This is a genomic window from Sphingomonas naphthae, from assembly GCF_028607085.1.
GTDB classification, from domain to species: domain Bacteria; phylum Pseudomonadota; class Alphaproteobacteria; order Sphingomonadales; family Sphingomonadaceae; genus Sphingomonas_Q; species Sphingomonas_Q naphthae.
Map to the genome: position 1 here is coordinate 1,890,233 of NZ_CP117411.1, position 16,142 is coordinate 1,906,374.

Below are 16,142 nucleotides of genomic sequence, written 5' to 3' on the forward strand. Positions count from 1 at the left end.
AGCCCGCGATGCAAGTCTATCAAGCCCCCCTGCGCGACATGCGCTTCGTCCTCCACGAACTCCATGCCGACGACGGCCATGGCGATCTGCCCGCCTTCGAGGAATTCACCCCCGATCTGCTCGATGCCGTGCTGGAGGAGGCCGCCAAGGTCGCGCAGGATATCCTGCTGCCGATCAACCGCTCCGGCGACGAGGAGGGCTGCACGCTCGAAAACGGCGTCGTCCGCACGCCGGAGGGCTTCAAGGCCGCCTATGAACAGTTCCGCCAGGGCGGCTGGTGCGCGCTCGCGTCCGATCCCGAATGGGGCGGTCAGGGGCTGCCCGAAAGCGTCAACAAGCTGGTCGAGGAGATGATCTGCGCGGCCAATGTGTCGTTCAGCCTCTACCCCGGCCTCACCCATGGCGCGACCACCGCGATCGAGGGCTATGCCAGCGACGAACTGAAGCGGGCCTATCTGCCCAAGATGGTCGAGGGCAGCTGGTCGGGCACGATGTGTCTGACGGAGGCACATTGCGGCACAGATCTCGGCCTGCTGCGTACCCGCGCGGTGCCGCAGGAGGACGGCAGCTACAAGATCACCGGCTCCAAGATCTTCATCTCGGCCGGCGAGCATGACCTGACCGAGAATATCATCCACCTCGTCCTCGCCCGCATGCCGGACGCGCCGAAGGGCGTGAAGGGGATCAGCCTGTTCCTCGTGCCGAAATATCTGCCCAAGGCCGATGGCGCGGTCGGCCCCGCCAACGGCGTCTCGGTCGCCGCGATCGAGCATAAGATGGGGCTCAAGGCCTCGGCCACCTGCCAGCTCAACTTCGACGATTCGATCGGCTGGCTCGTCGGCACCGCCCACAAGGGCATGGAGGCCATGTTCACGATGATGAACACCGAGCGCGTCTCGGTGGGCGTGCAGGGCCTTGGGCTCGGCGAGGCGGCCTATCAGGCGGCGGTCTGGTACGCCAAGGATCGCATCCAGGGCCGCTCGCTCTCGGGCGTGAAGCGGCCCGATCTCGCCGCCGATCCGATCATCGTCCATCCCGACGTGCGGCGCATGCTGCTGACGGCGCGGGTGTACAACGAAGGGTGCCGCGCGCTCGGCGGCTGGGTCAGCCGCGCGCTCGACGCGCAGAAGCATTCGCCGGACCCCGAAGTGCGCCAGCGCGCCGGCGATCTGGTGGCCCTGCTCACGCCGGTGGTGAAGGCGCTCTTCACCGATCTGGGCTATGATTCCGCCAACCATGCGGTGCAGGTCTATGGCGGCCATGGTTTTATTCGGGAAAGCGGTGTCGAACAGTACGTCCGCGATGCCCGGATCGCTATGATCTACGAAGGCACCAACGGCATCCAGGCGCTCGACCTCGTCGGCCGCAAGCTGGGCGCGCACATGGGCCGCTACCTGCGCCCCTTCTTCCACCCGATCTCCAACTTCATCGAGGCGAATGGCGCGGCCGAAGGCCCGCTCCAGCCGATGGTGCAGGGGCTGCAACAGGCGTTCGGCGCGCTCCAGCTTTCGACCGGCACGATCGCGCAGAAGGGGATGAAGGATCCCGAGGAGGCCGGCGCCGCCGCGACCGATTATCTGCGCCTGATGGGGCTGGTCGGCATGGCCTATTGCTTCGCCAAATCGGTCAGGATCGCCGGCGAGAAGCTCGCGGCCGGCGATGCCGACGCGGATTTCTACAAGGCGAAGATCGCGACGGCGGCGTTTTTCTTCGATCGCATCCTGCCGCAGGCCACCGTCTGCTTCCTGGCGATCAAGTCGGGCAAGAAATCGATGATGGCGCTGGAGGAAGCGGCCTTTTGAGCCGGCTGCCAGCCTGGGCCGGGCGCCTCTCGATCCCCGCGATCGTGGCGCCGATGTTTCTGGTGTCGGGGCCGGCGCTGGTGCTGGAATGTTGCCGCGCGGGCCTCGTCGGCACCTTCCCGGCGCTCAACCAGCGCACCACCGACGGCTTCGTCGAATGGCTCGACACGATCGGGGCGGCGCTGGCGGAGACGCCCGATGCCGCCCCGTTCGGCGTCAACCTGATCGTCCACCGCAGCAACGCGCGGCTGGAGGCCGATCTGAAACAGATCATCGCCCACCGCGTGCCGCTGGTCATCACCTCGCTCGGTGCGGTGCCGGATGTGGTGGCGGCGGTGCACGGCTATGGCGGAATGGTGTTCCATGACGTGATCGGTATCCGCCATGCGGAGAAGGCCGTCGCGGCGGGCGTGGACGGCCTGATCGCGGTCGCGGCCGGGGCCGGGGGCCATGCCGGCACGATCAGCCCCTTCGCTTTGGTCGCCGAAATCCGGTCCTTCTTCGATGGCGCGCTGGCGCTGTCGGGCGCGATCACGCAAGGCCGCCAGATCGCCGCCGCCGAGATGATGGGCGCCGATTTCGCCTATATCGGCAGCCACTTCATCGCCGCGCGGGAAAGTCTGGCGGGCGACGCGCAGAAAGCGATGATGATCGACGCCCGCGCGGCGGATATCGTCCACACCGACAAGGTCACCGGCGTCGGCGCCAACTTCCTGAAAGCCAGCCTCGCCTCGGCCACCCTGCCCGATGCCCACGGCGGCCTCTCGCTCGACGAGGAAGCCCGCGCCTGGAAGACGATCTGGTCGGCCGGCCACGGCGTGGGCGCCACGCAGGCGGTGCGCCCGGCGCGCGCGATCTGCGACGAGCTGATCGCGGGCTATCGCGCGGTCACCATCCCTCGCTAGTCACTATCATTCCCTTTTCGCACCGGGCCACCTAAAGCGCGGCCATGACGATGCGAGCCTGGCCGGCATGATCGAACTTCACGGTGTTCACAAACGCTTCGCCACCGGGGCCGCAGCGCTCGACGGCGTCGATCTGTCGATCCCGAAGGGCGAGGTGTTCGGGATCATCGGGCGGTCGGGCGCGGGCAAGTCCACGCTGGTGCGGCTGCTCAACGGGCTGGAGCGGCCGAGCGAGGGGCGCGTCACGATCGATGGCATCGATGTCGCCTCGCTCGCCGGCGAGCCGCTGCGCAGCCTCCGCCGCCGCGTGGGGATGATCTTCCAGAATTTCGGGCTGCTCGCGTCGCGCACCGTGGCCGACAATGTCGCGCTGCCGCTCCGCATCGCCGGGGTCGATCGCGGCGAGATCGCGCGGCGGGTGCCGATGCTGCTCGACCGGGTCGGTCTCGGCGACCATGCCGGCCGCTATCCGGCGCAGCTGTCGGGCGGGCAGAAGCAGCGGGTCGGCATCGCCCGCGCGCTCGCGACGGGGCCGGACATATTGCTCTGCGACGAGGCGACCAGCGCGCTCGACCCGGAGACGACCCGCAGCGTCCTCGCCCTGATCGCCGAACTCAACCGCGATCTCGGCCTCACCATCATCCTCATCACCCACGAAATGGATGTCGTACGGCAGGTGTGCGACCGGGTGGCGGTGCTGCACGCTGGCCGCGTGGTGGAAAGCGGCTCGGTCGGCGACATCTTCCTCAACCCGCGGGCCGCCGAGACGCGCGGGCTGCTGGCAGAAGCCGGCGACGGCGCGGTCGATCTGGCGGGCTACAAGGGCGCGGTGGTGCGCTTCACCCTGATCGGCGACGCGGTGTGGCAGCCGGTGCTGACCCACATCGCGCGCGACACCGGCGTCGATTTCGCGATCCTCGGCGGACGCATCGGCCAGATGAAGGACAAGAGCTTCGGCCAGCTCACGCTGGGCCTGACGGGAGGCGACATCGCCGCCGCGCTGTCGGCACTCGAAGCCCATGGCAGCGTCTCGCGATGAGCGGGGTTTTCGCCAACATCGTCTGGTCCGAGATCGGCCAGGCCTGCCTCGATACGCTGGCGATGCTGGGCGGATCGCTCGTGCTGACGATCCTGCTGGGCCTGCCGCTCGGCGTGTTGCTGTTCCTGACCGGGCCGGGCCAGATCTGGGCGACGAAGCTGGGCAACGGCGTGGTGGCGCTGCTGGTCAACCTGCTGCGATCGGTGCCCTTCATCATCCTGCTGATCGTGATGATCCCACTGACGGTGCTGCTGGTCGGCACGTCGCTGGGCGTCGTCGGCGCGATCCCGCCGCTGGTGGTGGGCGCCGCGCCCTTCTTCGCCCGGCTGGTCGAGACGGCGCTGCGCGAGGTGGACCGCAACACGATCGAGGCGGTGCAGGCGATGGGCGCCACCACCCGCGACCTGATCTTCCGCGCCTTGCTGCCCGAAGCGATGCCCGGCATCGTCGCGGGCGCGACGGTGACGGCGGTGGCTTTGGTGTCCTTCACCGCCATGGCCGGCGTGGTCGGCGCGGGCGGTCTGGGCGATCTGGCGATCCGCTTCGGCTACCAACGCTTCCAGACCGACGTGATGGTGGTGACGGTGGTGTTGCTGCTGCTGCTCGTCCAGCTGATCCAATATGCCGGCGACAGGCTCGTCCTCCGCGTCAGCCGGCGCTAGAAGGCTCACCATGAACCGACGCTTCCTCCTCGCCGCCCTCGCGACGCTCGCGCTGGCCGGTTGCGGCAAGCCCGCCGCCGACGACGCCAACACCCTGACCGTCGCCTCGACGGCGGTGCCACACGCCGAGATCCTCGATTTCATCAAGCCCACGCTGGCCAAACAGGGGCTGACGATCGAGGTGAAGGTGTTCAACGATTATGTGCAGCCCAACGTGCAGGTCGCCGAGGGCCGCATCCCGGTCAGCTATTTCGAGACCGCGCCCTATCTCGCCGATTTCAACGCGGCGCACGGCACCAAGCTGGTGACCTTGGCGGGCGTGCATGTCGAGCCGCTGGGCGGCTATTCCAAGAAATGGAAGACGACCGCGGCGGTGCCCAATGGCGCCACCGTCGCCATCCCGAGCGAGGGCAGCAACAGCGGCCGTGCGCTGATCCTGATGGAGAAGTTCGGCCTGCTGAAGCTCCGCCCCGGCGCGGGCGCCACCGCCACGCCGAAGGACATCGCCGCAAACCCGCACGGCTTCGTCTTCAAGGAACTGGAGGCCCCCACCCTGCCCCGCGTGCTGGATCAGGTGGACCTTGCCCTGATCAACACCAATTACGCGCTGGACGCCGGCCTCAACCCGGTGCGCGACGCCTTGTTCGCCGAGGGCAAGGACAGCCCCTACGTCAATTTCGTCGTCGGCCTCGCGCCGGCTGGGAAAGACCCGAGGGTGGTGAAGCTGATCGCGGCGCTGCGCAGCCCGGCGGTGAAGGATTTCATGATGCGGAAATATGGGGGAGCAGTGTTGCCGGCCTTCTGATTTTAGCTTAGCTTTTGGCAATATTGAGCGGTTATTCTTCGCGCCGATACCAGTCAATCGCCATCGGGGTTACCTCTAGAATGCTATTTCTGAGCGGTTATTCTGCGGCCGATCTTCACCACCACCGGCCCAAATTTGCCTCTAGACCGCGATCTCTGAGCGGCTATTCTGAGGGCAGCCAGCACCTGATCCCTAATCTGGTTGCCTCTAGACCGCGATCTCTGAGCGGCTATTCTTGTCGGCTGGATATGCGGTTGCAGTGCTCAGTTGCCTCTAGACCGCGATCTCTGAGCGGCTATTCTCATATGAGGAACTCACAGGCGACCATTCGCGTTGCCTCTAGACCGCGATCTCTGAGCGGCTATTCTGGTCACATTTCGTCACCGGCGCGGGCGGCGAGTTGCCTCTAGACCGCGATCTCTGAGCGGCTATTCTAAGGCGTGCTTCTGCCAGCGAAGGCGAAAGGTTGCCATTAGACCGCGATCTCTGAGCGGCTATTCTTTCAAGTGCCTTGGGGTCATTTTTGGTGAAGTTGCCTCTAGACCGCGATCTCTGAGCGGCTATTCTCCAGCCCGGCACCTCGCGCGGTGTCACGTCGTTGCCTCTAGACCGCGATCTCTGAGCGGCTATTCTCCAGCGCCTCGGCGACCCAGCCGACAAGAAGTTGCCTCTAGACCGCGATCTCTGAGCGGCTATTCTCAGCACGTAGATGTATGGCCGGGCGGGCAAGTTGCCTCTAGACCGCGATCTCTGAGCGGCTATTCTGACGCGCTTTGTCGTGTAGAAGCCGATGTAGTTGCCTCTAGACCGCGATCTCTGAGCGGCTATTCTTGAGCTTGCTCGCCGTCCCGCTCGGCAGGCGTTGCCTCTAGACCGCGATCTCTGAGCGGCTATTCTTCTTGGCGAAGATGAAGCCCCACACCTACGGTTGCCTCTAGACCGCGATCTCTGAGCGGCTATTCTCATCGTCTTCGCGATCCATGAAGCCAGCGCGTTGCCTCTAGACCGCGATCTCTGAGCGGCTATTCTTGTAGACGCCGTTCATCACCATGCCGGCGGGTTGCCTCTAGACCGCGATCTCTGAGCGGCTATTCTCCCCGGCTGGCTTCGTGCCCAAGCAGGCGCGTTGCCTCTAGACCGCGATCTCTGAGCGGCTATTCTGCGTTGAGCAAGCGGCGATGCACATAGAGCGTTGCCTCTAGACCGCGATCTCTGAGCGGCTATTCTGCGTGGTGCAGGTGGTCGGCCGCCTCGACAGTTGCCTCTACACCGCGATCTCTGAGCGGCTATTCTGGAGGAGTTGCGGGAGCAGGTGCTCGCTGCGTTGCCTCTAGACCGCGATCTCTGAGCGGCTATTCTGCAAACCTATCGCTATGCCGCCACGCAGGCGTTGCCTCTAGACCGCGATCTCTGAGCGGCTATTCTGATGACCTTGGGCGGCCGGCGGATGGTGCTGTTGCCTCTAGACCGCGATCTCTGAGCGGCTATTCTCGATCCGCTCAGCTTCGACACGCTGGCGCTGTTGCCTCTAGACCGCGATCTCTGAGCGGCTATTCTCTCCAGCTCGATCGAGTATGTGCAGGAGACGTTGCCTCTAGACCGCGATCTCTGAGCGGCTATTCTTCGCCTAGGCCAAAACGCTTGCCGCTGCCTGTTGCCTCTAGACCGCGATCTCTGAGCGGCTATTCTGTTTGGGACGGTCGCGACCACAACGAACGCGTTGCCTCTAGACCGCGATCTCTGAGCGGCTATTCTCATCGTTGGCAGCTGGCCGAATTGGACACTGTTGCCTCTAGACCGCGATCTCTGAGCGGCTATTCTCAATCATAACCTCGCGCAAGTTATGGTTAAGTTGCCTCTAGACCGCGATCTCTGAGCGGCTATTCTCGGCGCCAACATGTTCGCGCTGGTCGCGGGGTTGCCTCTAGACCGCGATCTCTGAGCGGCTATTCTGCCTGGCCGAGACGCCCCACCGGGTGGCCAGTTGCCTCTAGACCGCGATCTCTGAGCGGCTATTCTCAACTCGGTGCCGCTGTAATCGCCGCCGGAGTTGCCTCTAGACCGCGATCTCTGAGCGGCTATTCTTACGAAAATAACGCCAACATGGGAGCGCGTGTTGCCTCTAGACCGCGATCTCTGAGCGGCTATTCTGTCGACTGATGACGGCTGGCGTGATGTCGCGTTGCCTCTAGACCGCGATCTCTGAGCGGCTATTCTGGCGCGGCAGTTTGATGGTCATCTTGGTAAGTTGCCTCTAGACCGCGATCTCTGAGCGGCTATTCTCCATACGCGGGCATATAGCGGCCACGCGCTGTTGCCTCTAGACCGCGATCTCTGAGCGGCTATTCTGAGGTGTTCTACGTCCTGTCGCCGGTGGCAGTTGCCTCTAGACCGCGATCTCTGAGCGGCTATTCTCACGGGCAGTATCGCCCATAGTGGCGAGATGTTGCCTCTAGACCGCGATCTCTGAGCGGCTATTCTAGCTATTCAGGCGCTCAATCTGAGCGATAGGTTGCCTCTAGACCGCGATCTCTGAGCGGCTATTCTCCCTACTCATCGAGAGCGTCCGCCTTGGCCGTTGCCTCTAGACCGCGATCTCTGAGCGGCTATTCTATAGCCCGAAACCGCCTGCACGGTCGCGTCGTTGCCTCTAGACCGCGATCTCTGAGCGGCTATTCTCACCAGCGCGGCGCGCTCTTCATTGGTCATGTTGCCTCTAGACCGCGATCTCTGAGCGGCTATTCTCGGGCTCATTCTCCGCCTCGCTGTCGATCGGTTGCCTCTAGACCGCGATCTCTGAGCGGCTATTCTCTCTCCGAAGGCGAGCAGCCCATGTTCAGCGTTGCCTCTAGACCGCGATCTCTGAGCGGCTATTCTATTGTGGACAAGGTGCGGAAGGCCCTCCACGTTGCCTCTAGACCGCGATCTCTGAGCGGCTATTCTGCGAAAGGGCCAGCAGCGCGCCACCGCTGCGTTGCCTCTAGACCGCGATCTCTGAGCGGCTATTCTTCCTCGTAGATCGGCACCGGGGCGAGGGAGGTTGCCTCTAGACCGCGATCTCTGAGCGGCTATTCTTCCGCCGCGCATGTCGAAATCGACCATGGTGTTGCCTCTAGACCGCGATCTCTGAGCGGCTATTCTCGTCGATCGCGTTGAACGCCGCGACGAGGTGTTGCCTCTAGACCGCGATCTCTGAGCGGCTATTCTGCGAGCTGGCGCGGATGCTGGACGCGCGGGGTTGCCTCTAGACCGCGATCTCTGAGCGGCTATTCTACGCTGCTCGTTCGCGACGTGCAATCGGGTGTTGCCTCTAGACCGCGATCTCTGAGCGGCTATTCTGCGCCGCTTGTTCCATCGCCGCTTTCTCTTGTTGCCTCTAGACCGCGATCTCTGAGCGGCTATTCTGCTGTTCTATGGCGAGGGCGCGAACGGCAAGTTGCCTCTAGACCGCGATCTCTGAGCGGCTATTCTACGCTGCACCCGCACAAGGAGGCGGAGTTCGTTGCCTCTAGACCGCGATCTCTGAGCGGCTATTCTGACACGAACCTCCGGGTGGCGCGCGCGGCCGTTGCCTCTAGACCGCGATCTCTGAGCGGCTATTCTGCCCTTTTCCATTTTACAAGTCCTCCCCTCGTTGCCTCTAGACCGCGATCTCTGAGCGGCTATTCTAGCAGTGTCCACGCTGGACAGATTGTCGGTGTTGCCTCTAGACCGCGATCTCTGAGCGGCTATTCTTCGTTTTTCGCGAACCAGAAAGGGGGTGATGTTGCCTCTAGACCGCGATCTCTGAGCGGCTATTCTGGTGGTTTATTCGTCTCTAACCGGCTCCGAGTTGCCTCTAGACCGCGATCTCTGAGCGGCTATTCTCACCCGGCTTGGGATGAATGTACGGCTCTTGTTGCCTCTAGACCGCGATCTCTGAGCGGCTATTCTCTGACCCATCGCCGCGCTGCCGTTGATCACGTTGCCTCTAGACCGCGATCTCTGAGCGGCTATTCTGTCGCCAAGCTGGGGGCTGATATTCTTTTGGTTGCCTCTAGACCGCGATCTCTGAGCGGCTATTCTCGATCGCTACTCGACCGAGATCGTGGTGCAGTTGCCTCTAGACCGCGATCTCTGAGCGGCTATTCTGGGACGGATCGGGACGGCGCCGCCGACGCCGTTGCCTCTAGACCGCGATCTCTGAGCGGCTATTCTGAGGGTGTCGCGCGAGATCGGCTCACCACTGTTGCCTCTAGACCGCGATCTCTGAGCGGCTATTCTCCGGCCGTCTGACGAGCGTCGACGCGGATGGTTGCCTCTAGACCGCGATCTCTGAGCGGCTATTCTGGCGGTGTTCCTGTGACCTGCTCCCCGTTTTCATGCCGCTGATAAGTTAGCTTCGGTGTCCTCATGCCCCTGGCGGGGGCGGTTGGTAAACTCGGCGGGCGCCATGCCGCCGAGGCTGCTGTGCGGACGCACGGTGTTATAGTCTGTCCGCCATGCCTCGATGATCCGTCTCGCCGCAGCCAGCGAGGAGAACAGGTGCTCGTTCAGGCACTCGTCGCGCAAGCGACCATTGAAGCTCTCGACAAAGCCGTTCTGCTGCGGCTTGCCCGGCGCGATGTAATGCCACTCCACGCCCGTGTCCTGGCACCAGGCGAGGACGGCGTGACTGGTCAGTTCGGTCCCGTTGTCGCTGACCACCATGCATGGCAGCCCACGACGCTCGGCGATGGCCGTCAGCTCCCGCACGACACGCCGCCCTGACAGCGAGGTATCGACGATGCAGGCCAGGCACTCCCGGCTGTAGTCGTCGATGACATTGAGCAGGCGGAACCGCCGGCCGCAGGCCAATGCATCCGACACGAAGTCGAGCGACCAGCGCTGGTTGGGTTCCTGCGGAATCGCCATCGGCGCCCGCGTGCCCAACGCTCGTTTTCGGCCGCCGCGCTTTCGCACCGTCAGCCGCTCCTCGCGATACAGCCGGTACATCTTCTTCAGGTTCATGCCCTTGCCTTCACGCCGGAGCAGGACCGCCAGCCGGCGATAACCGAACCGACGACGCTCGTTGGCGATCTCGCGCATCCGTTCGCGCACAGCGTCGTCCTTCCCGCGAAGCGGCTCATATTGCCATGCCGACCGGTTGACCCCGATCAGTCTGCAAGCGCGACGCTCGGAGAAGCCGTGGTCGGCCATCAGCTTCTCCACCGCAGCGTAGCGATCCACAGACCGGGTCAGTTTTTTCCCAGCAGATCCTTCAGCGCCGACACGTCCAGCATCGACTCCGCCAGCAGCTTCTTCAGCCGACGGTTCTCATCCTCGAGCGTGCGCAACCGCGCCGCCTCCGACACGGTCATGCCGCCGTACTTCGCCTTCCAGTTGTAGAACGTCGCATCGCTGATGCCATGCTTCCGGCATAGCTCGGCGGTCTTCACGCCCGCCTCGTGCTCACGCAGCACGCCAATAATCTGGTCCTCGGTAAAACGGCCTCGACGCATCGCTCGTCTCCATCTGACGAGCTAACCTACCAATGGCATGATTTCCGGGGAGCAGGTCACCTGCAAAAGCCCAGCGACCTGTTGCCTCTAGACCGCGATCTCTGAGCGGCTATTCTTACGGTCGGCATCGAGACGTTTCTGGACCAGTTGCCTCTAGACCGCGATCTCTGAGCGGCTATTCTCCCCTAGCAGCGCGGGCGCGGTGCGTTTTCGTTGCCTCTAGACCGCGATCTCTGAGCGGCTATTCTCGGCGATCGGCGGCGGCGTCGAGGCGGGCGGTTGCCTCTAGACCGCGATCTCTGAGCGGCTATTCTCGCGCGCGATCCCGATCGTGATCCAATGGGGTTGCCTCTAGACCGCGATCTCTGAGCGGCTATTCTCGGGCAGCTTGGCGGCCAGATAGGCCTTCTGTTGCCTCTAGACCGCGATCTCTGAGCGGCTATTCTCCTCGACGCGGCGATGACGCTGGTGCCGGAGTTGCCTCTAGACCGCGATCTCTGAGCGGCTATTCTTGTCGTTCGGATCGAACGCGCAGGACGCGCGTTGCCTCTAGACCGCGATCTCTGAGCGGCTATTCTTTGTCGAGGATGCGGCGTCGCTCGGCCTCCGTTGCCTCTAGACCGCGATCTCTGAGCGGCTATTCTCCAGACGGGATAGCCACTGTCGCGCCCGGAGTTGCCTCTAGACCGCGATCTCTGAGCGGCTATTCTGCGAGAGAGAAGCACTCGGACCATAGGTCGGTTGCCTCTAGACCGCGATCTCTGAGCGGCTATTCTGGATATCCGGTTATCTCGTTGATCGCAAACGAGATAACCGGATATCCCACCATCAAAAATCGATCCGAATCGCTAGAATAGCGCCAGTTGCCCCGGATTTTTTCGCGCCCTTCTGCGCCGCTGCCCCGAAAATCGAACGATGTTTTCATACTGGCGATCCGTGAAGCTGAGGATGTGGATGTCGCCGCGGTCGGGCAGTTGGGCCTCGATTCGCCGCATATAGGCTTCGAACTGTTCCTTGCCGTTGCAGAAACGGGCGTAGACCGAAAACTGGCTCTTCTCGAAGCCTTCGTCCAGCAGGAACTCGCGGAATTTGGTGGCGGCGCGGGACTGCTCCTTGGTGGTCACCGGCAGGTCGAACATCACGAAGATCCACATCAGCCGATAGCCACTGAGCTGCGTCGCCGTCACGCCAGCAGCGAATCGAGCCCGGCCAGTTCCAGCGCCGAAGGCGGCTGGGGCAGGACGAGATCGGCGGCGCGGCCGGTCTGGAAGCTGGTGGCGAGTGTCTGCGCGGCGCGGATGGCGGCGCCGGCCACCGTCGTCACCCCACCCTCGCCCGGCAGGTCGATCGCGATGAGGCCGGCGAAGGCGTGCTTGACCTCGGGCGTGACGCCCGCCACGCCGCGCGCCATCAGCCGCACCGTCAGCGCGTCGGCCAACGGGCGGAAGGGTTCGATCAGATCATCGGCCAGCGCGAAGGCGTTGCCGCGATTGGCGTGGTGCACGCCGATCGAAGGATGCAGGCCCGATGCCACCACCGCCCGCGCGCACATCGATCGAAGGATGGCATAGCCATAGTTGAGCAGGGCATTGGCGCCATCGGCATCGCGATCGCGGCGGAAGGCCTCGCCCATCAGCAGCGGCCAGTAGCGCCGCGCCGCCTGCGCCTCGACATTCTCGGGGTCGCCCGATCCCACCCGCTTCGCAAGCAGATCGAAGGCCGAGGCCGGGCGGCCGTTGGCCTCCAGCACCGCCGCCTGCCAGCGGATCTTGGCGACGACGATGCGGCGCCAGAGTTGCTTGGCGAGCGGTCGCCCCGCCTCCCACTGCGCGCGCATCCGCCCATTCTGCGCATGGTGGCCGTCGAGCGGCAGGCATACGGCGACCGGCGCATGGTTCGGCCCGCACAGCAGCAGGATCGCGCCGCGCTCGGCCAGTGCGACGATGAGGTTGGTCGACCAGGTGACGCCGTGCGCATGAACGATCACCGCCGCCACATCGTCGAGCGGGATGCGCCCCACCTCGTCGCGATCCTCCGAGACGATCAGGAAGCCGCGATAGGCGGAGAGATGCCGGCCGTCGGTGGCGATATCGACGATGCGATCCACGGCCGGCCCCCGCCCCCGCGCCTTATTCCGCCGCCTCGGCGGCCGACGGACGTGGTCGGGTCGGGCGGACGACCTTGCGTGGCGGGAAGCCCGGATCGAGTACCCGGCCCAGTTCGTCGATCCTTACTTTCCGCGCTTTCACCTTTTTCAAACCACCACATGTGGGCGCAAAATATTTGAACGGATCTTCGTCGATCGGCGCCGCGTCCCGCCTCTTGAGATCGCCAGATTGCTGCGGTTCCGCCAGAGTCACCTGTCCGTTCTGGCCGAACTTCACGACGCGCACGAAGCGCCGCTCCTCGCCGTCTCGCTCGATCGCCAACAGATCGTTCTGATGGAGGCTGAGCACCTTTTTCGCGGCTGGGTGCGGGCGGGGCGGCTCGATCGATTGGTGCGCATCGAACATCGATACGACGCCGGATCGTTCCTGCCCTTCACGATCCCGCCACCTCGTGATCCACTTCCCGTCGGGCATCTCCCACACGTCGTAGCGATAGTTGGAATCGCCCTTGTAGCCCTTGTAGGCGCGGCCTTCGCGGTCCCGAATGGGGATCACGGTGAGCGGCTCGGTCACGCGGACGCGACGGATGCGCGCATATTGCGGCATGATCTGGGGGAAGCTCTTGATCGCCCGATCGAAATTGCCACCGCAATCCTCGATATGCCGATGCAGGGCTGTTCGCAGATCGGCATCGCGGATGGCCGGAATATCCGCCGGCTTGAGAGCGCCAAACGACTTGCGCCGCACGACGATGCTGTTGCCCTTGGCATCCGTCTCGCCGGTGAAGCCATAAGCGGTATCATTGTGCAGCCGGCCGGCGGTGGCATCCTTGCCCTTGGGCAGAGCCGCTTTCGAGGCGGTGCCATGATCGGCGCGGTGACTGACGGTAATGGCGTTCACCGCCGTGCGCAGATCGTCGCGAAAGCCGTCCCACGGCGCGGGGATGATGATCCGTTCGCGGCCCTCGGCGCCTTCCTGGCCGGAGGCGCGGGCGATGGCGTTCAGCATCGATCGATCGACGATCGCGACCACCGCCGCGTCGATGGCGTGATGGCGATGGTCGAGCCGGTTCTTGGGCTGATCCGCCCCGCCGCCGAAATTATGATCGGGCAGCAGATCGTTGAGCCCCAGCTTGCGCCGTACCATCTCGGTCAGCCGGCCGGGCGAGACCCATACCTTGCCGGTGCCCTCGCCTTTGTCCGGATAGAGCGCCGCCAGATATTCGCGCGCCAGCCGTGAGAGATATTGGGTATCGACGAGATGGCGGGCGAGGAACCCCTCCTCCGAGCTGAACCGCTCCATCGCGTCTGGCTCGAACCGCCAACGCTTGTTGCGCGGAAGCTGCGCGGCGCGGGCGGCGATCGCTTCCCATTCGTTGCTCTGGCCCCAGGCTTCATAGGGCGAACGCTTGCCCTTGAAGCGATTGGCGCGGGTGACGCAGACGATCTTGTTGGCATTGCTGTCGTCGAGCGTGGCCCCGAACGGCAGAATGTGATCCACGTCCACCGCGCCGGAAAACAGCATCTCGATCGATATCTGTTCACCGCTGTAGACGCAGCGCCGATCGAGCACGTTGCCGGGATTAAGCTCCTCCCACAGCTTGAGGATCGCGCGGTTGCCGCCGCTGTCCTGAAGGCCGATCGCGGTGAGTTTCTCGGATCGCTTCTCCGCCGCCAGCCGGTTGTCGTTGTTCTCGCGATTGCGCTTCTTCTTCTCGTCGTCGGTGAGCTTCAGTTCGCGCGCCAGTTCGATCGCGATCTCGGCCGGCGGGCCGTAGGCGCGGATCAGGCGGTTGACGACGCGGCGCAGCTGGTTGAGCCCGATATGCACGGTCGGGTTGGTCAGCCGCCCGATCCGCATCTCCTCCGGGTCGCCCGGCTCGCCGGTGCCCGGCATGATGTGCCGTTCGAGCGCCACGCCATAATAAGGCAGCTCGTCGAACACCTCGCCGGTCCGCATGTCGCTGTGATGCGCGAAGCCCGCGCGCTGGACCGCTTCGCTATAGACGATCACCCGCCCGTCGATCGTGTCGTCGCGCAGCGCATCGATCAGCCGCAGCGTCGCGGTCAGGCCGAAGCGACCGTAACCCTGGGGCGGATGCGTCGCCGACACCGCCTTCGCCTGCGCGGGCGTCAGATCGTAGCGGCTCTCCAGCCAGCCGCGAAACGCCTCCACCTCCGCGTCGCTTTCCAGTTCGTCGAGCTTATGGATGACCTCCCACTGCTCCTCCCAAGACAGATGAACCCAGCGATTGCCGAAGCGCGTCTTGGCGCCGAACAATGCGGCCACCTCGTCACCCTTCAGGTCGGTGCGGTTCTCGCTCTCCTTGTTGAAGCGCGCGTCGGGATCGAGCTTGAGCGTTTTGCGCAGGCTCTCGAAACTGACCTTGCCCTTGTCCTTCAGCTTCAGGAACAAAGTGTCGCGGTCCTCGGGTGTCAGCCGCTCCGCCTTCTCGCCCGGCCGCACGATCATGAGCGCGTTCAGCTCTTCCAGCAGCCGGCGCTTCTGAAACAACGGATGCGCCTTGGCGATCCGCTCGTCGGTCGAGATCAGGGTGCATTTGCCGATCTTCGGCGCGCGCAGCGGCCGCTGGTGAAAGACGATCTCGAACAGCCGCTTGAACACGTCCGGCGTCAGCACATCGGGATGATGCGGCGCCTGTACGTTCCAGATCGCCTCGAACTCCGCCTCGAGCAAGGCGCGGCCGGGGTAGAAATCATAGCCGTCGCCCTTGGCGCCCTCGCCGCTTTCCGGCCGCAGCCGGGTGCGGACGCTGGGGATTTCATTGGCGTTGGGCGCGCTCGCGCGGCGCAGGTGAAGAAACTCACCGAAGGTGCGCGCACCCACCTCCTCCATCCGTCCCCAGAGCCGATCGACCCCGATCGCGATCTTGCCGGCTTCGTCATCGGCCGCCCGGTCCGTCTTGCGATTGGATTTGAACCCGCGTCGCTGGTTGAGGTGGAAGAAGGCCCGACCGAGATGATGCAGTTGCAGCGGCGCATCCAGCGCTGCGGCCCGCAAGGCGAAGGGATCGAGAACCGCCAGCGCCTTGCGCTCGCCCTCGTCGGTGGGAAAGAGACCGTCCGCCGCCAGATGCTTCAGCAGCGCCGCCTGCCGCTGCTTGAACCGGTCCCGCCGCCGCCGCATCGCCCGCGCATCGCGCCGATCGACCGCGAGCGACGCCCCGGATTTCGGATCGCGCCCGTCGCTGAAGATGCGCGATCCGGCGGCGAGAATCGACGCGGCCTTGCCAGTCTCATCCAGGCCAATGGCCGCCCACCCCAGCGAGTTCGCGCCCAGATCGGCGCCCAACCTCCAAGCCATTCATTCCCCCGAACGTG

9 protein-coding genes and 2 CRISPR repeat arrays are annotated in these 16,142 nt (G+C 64.3%); of the genes, 5 read left to right on the forward strand and 4 right to left on the reverse strand.

The window, feature by feature from the left end; genetic code table 11:
- Positions 1 to 8: 8 nt before the first annotated feature.
- The 5 genes from PQ455_RS08905 to PQ455_RS08925 all read left to right on the forward strand — a co-directional run bounded on the left by PQ455_RS08905 (position 9) and on the right by PQ455_RS08925 (position 5,213).
- Complete coding sequence (locus tag PQ455_RS08905) at positions 9 to 1,802, forward strand: acyl-CoA dehydrogenase C-terminal domain-containing protein (protein WP_273691084.1); 1,794 nt, start codon at positions 9 to 11, stop codon at positions 1,800 to 1,802.
- 53 nt (positions 1,803 to 1,855) lie between these two features.
- Entirely contained in the window at positions 1,856 to 2,707 is an 852-nt protein-coding gene (locus PQ455_RS08910) for an NAD(P)H-dependent flavin oxidoreductase (RefSeq protein WP_420542865.1), read from the forward strand.
- A 67-nt stretch (positions 2,708 to 2,774) separates the two neighbouring features.
- The gene (locus PQ455_RS08915; RefSeq protein ID WP_273691088.1) at positions 2,775 to 3,746 is read left to right on the forward strand and encodes a methionine ABC transporter ATP-binding protein; all 972 of its coding nucleotides are present in this window, start codon (positions 2,775 to 2,777) and stop codon (positions 3,744 to 3,746) included.
- Positions 3,743 to 4,408: a methionine ABC transporter permease gene (locus PQ455_RS08920; protein WP_273691091.1), complete on the forward strand. Its 666-nt coding sequence runs from the start codon at positions 3,743 to 3,745 to the stop codon at positions 4,406 to 4,408. Before PQ455_RS08915 ends, PQ455_RS08920 begins: the two co-directional genes overlap by 4 nt.
- A gap of 10 nt (positions 4,409 to 4,418) precedes the next feature.
- Complete coding sequence (locus PQ455_RS08925; protein WP_273691094.1) at positions 4,419 to 5,213, forward strand: MetQ/NlpA family ABC transporter substrate-binding protein; 795 nt, start codon at positions 4,419 to 4,421, stop codon at positions 5,211 to 5,213.
- Between the two features lie 68 nt (positions 5,214 to 5,281).
- A CRISPR array of direct repeats spans positions 5,282 to 9,543; the repeat unit is 36 nt; unit sequence GTTGCCTCTAGACCGCGATCTCTGAGCGGCTATTCT.
- Positions 9,544 to 9,572: 29 nt separating this feature from the next.
- Here the strand turns inward: PQ455_RS08925 and PQ455_RS08930 are convergent.
- From PQ455_RS08930 to cas9, 4 genes are all read right to left on the reverse strand, one after another.
- Positions 9,573 to 10,693 (reverse strand): IS3 family transposase gene (locus tag PQ455_RS08930; RefSeq protein ID WP_273686543.1). Its coding sequence is split into 2 segments (ribosomal slippage): positions 9,573 to 10,444 and positions 10,444 to 10,693, totalling 1,122 coding nucleotides; the frame shifts between segments, so codons are not numbered across the junction.
- A gap of 80 nt (positions 10,694 to 10,773) precedes the next feature.
- Positions 10,774 to 11,469: direct repeats of the CRISPR family, unit length 36 nt; unit sequence GTTGCCTCTAGACCGCGATCTCTGAGCGGCTATTCT.
- A gap of 72 nt (positions 11,470 to 11,541) precedes the next feature.
- Positions 11,542 to 11,880, reverse strand: a complete 339-nt coding sequence (gene cas2, locus PQ455_RS08935) for a CRISPR-associated endonuclease Cas2 (RefSeq protein ID WP_273691096.1) — start codon at positions 11,878 to 11,880, stop codon at positions 11,542 to 11,544.
- Positions 11,877 to 12,800 carry a type II CRISPR-associated endonuclease Cas1 gene (gene cas1, locus PQ455_RS08940; protein WP_273691098.1) on the reverse strand — a complete coding sequence of 308 codons (924 nt, stop codon included), beginning with the start codon at positions 12,798 to 12,800 and terminating at the stop codon, positions 11,877 to 11,879. Before cas1 ends, cas2 begins: the two co-directional genes overlap by 4 nt.
- A gap of 22 nt (positions 12,801 to 12,822) precedes the next feature.
- Complete coding sequence (gene cas9 / locus PQ455_RS08945) at positions 12,823 to 16,125, reverse strand: type II CRISPR RNA-guided endonuclease Cas9 (RefSeq protein WP_273691099.1); 3,303 nt, start codon at positions 16,123 to 16,125, stop codon at positions 12,823 to 12,825.
- Between the last annotated feature and the right edge of the window lie 17 nt (positions 16,126 to 16,142).